The following is a 1,713-nucleotide window of genomic DNA, read 5'->3' on the forward strand; positions in this document are numbered from 1 at the left end:
CACCGGGGCCGCGCAGGCACGCGGCCGGGTCCTTCGGGTCGAAATGCGCCCCGTCGAAGAAGCGGTCCGCGCCCATGGGGATCGGTGCCGTCGCCGTCTCCAGCTGCCAACCCCCGGCGTGGACGCCCTCCTCTTTCCAGTCCGCCTGCGGGGCGGGCAGGCCAAGGTCCGCGGCCGCCTCGCGGTAGAGGTCCGGGCGGTACGTCCGTGCCACCGCCTCGTCGACGGCGGCATCCATGTCGAGCTGTCCCCAGCGTTCCATCTGCATGGCGAACCACAGCCCGTGGGAGCGCCACGGGAAGTTCGCCGCGTAACGCGAGAACACGGTGAAGTCCGGGATCCTGCGCGGCCGCGCGGCGATGCCATCGCGGAACTCGCCGCCGAGGGTCGCGGCGAGGACGTCCTCGTCGACGCCCACGTACTCCGGACGTGCGAGCAGCCGGGCGGCGCTGCGGCGGTTGGCGCCGTCCGCGTCCAGCCAGCGGCAGGCGTGGAGCAGCGCCCTCAGGACCGCGCGGTGGGTGGCGGGATGGCGCTGCGCCCAGTCCTCGGTCACCGCGAAGACCTTCTCGGGACCGTTGTTCCAGATCTCGTAGCTCGAGATTAGGCTGCAGCCCACGCCGCGGGCGACGGCGAAGCCGTTCCACGGCTCGCCGGCGCAGAAGCCGTCGATGCGGCCCTCCTCCAGGTTGGCGGCGACGAACTGCGGCGGGATCACGATCAGGCGCACGTCCCGGTCCGGGTCGATCCCCGCCGAGGCCAGCCAGTAGCGGAGCTGGTAGGTGTGACCGGAGACCGGGAACACCGTCGCGAAGGTCAGCGGCCCCGCCCCCTGCCGCCGGTCCGCCTCGATCACCCGGCGCAGGGCGTGGGCGGTGATCGGCCGCCGCGCCATCGCCTCCGGGTCGGTATGGCAGAGACGCTCGTAGAGGCGGCGGGAGACGGTCACCGCGTTGCCGTTGAGGTTCAGGGTCAGGGCCGTGACCATGGGCTTGCGCGGGCTCACCACACCGAGCGTGCCGGCCAGGGGCATGGGGCCGAGCATCTGCGCGCCGTCCAGGGCACCGAGCTGGACCTTGTCCCGCACGTTCGCCCATGAGGCCTCGCGGGTGATGGTCACGTCCAGCCCCTGCTCGGCGAAGAAGCCCATCTCCCGCGCCACGACCAGCGGCGCGCAGTCGCTCAGCGGAATGATCCCGAGGCGCAGCTCCCGCTTCTCCGGCGGGGCGCCGGCCCCCGTTTGCCCTGATCCTGATGACATCGTGGTCCTCCCTTCGCCGTCGCTTACCCGAGCAGCTCGCAGGCCAGCTCGTAGAGACTGAGGCGCCGGTCCATGGCCATCTTGCGCAGGCGCTGGTAGGCGGCCTCCTCGCCGATGCCCTGGCGCTCCATGAGCAGGCATTTGGCGCGGTCCACCGCCTTGCGCTGCTCCAGGCTCTGCTGCACCCGCCCGAGCTCCGAGCGCAACGCGTCATGGGCCTGGAAGTGCGCGATGGCGACGTTCACCAGCGAGCGTACGGTCGCCGGGGCCAGGCCGTCGACCACGTAGGCGCTGACCCCGGCCCGCGCCGCCTCCAGGCTGACCTGCGGGTCGTCCTGATCGGCGAGCATGACGATGGGGCGCGGGAAGCGCCGGCCGAGCTGGGCGAGGTGCTCCAGGGTGTCCCGGCTGGGCAGCTCGGCGTCGACGATCACGGCGTCCGGGGCGAGTCG

At 72.5% G+C, this 1,713-nt stretch carries 2 protein-coding genes; both read right to left on the reverse strand.

The annotated features are described in order from the left end of the window. On the reverse strand, positions 1 to 1,261 hold a 1,261-nt coding region (locus G7A99_RS11425; protein ID WP_163140284.1), incomplete at its 3' end, for a CmpA/NrtA family ABC transporter substrate-binding protein. 23 nt (positions 1,262 to 1,284) lie between these two features. Further along, positions 1,285 to 1,713, reverse strand: a 429-nt coding sequence (locus G7A99_RS11430) for an ANTAR domain-containing response regulator (protein ID WP_163140286.1), incomplete at its 5' end; no start/stop codon positions are given.

This window comes from Arhodomonas sp. KWT (assembly GCF_010993615.1).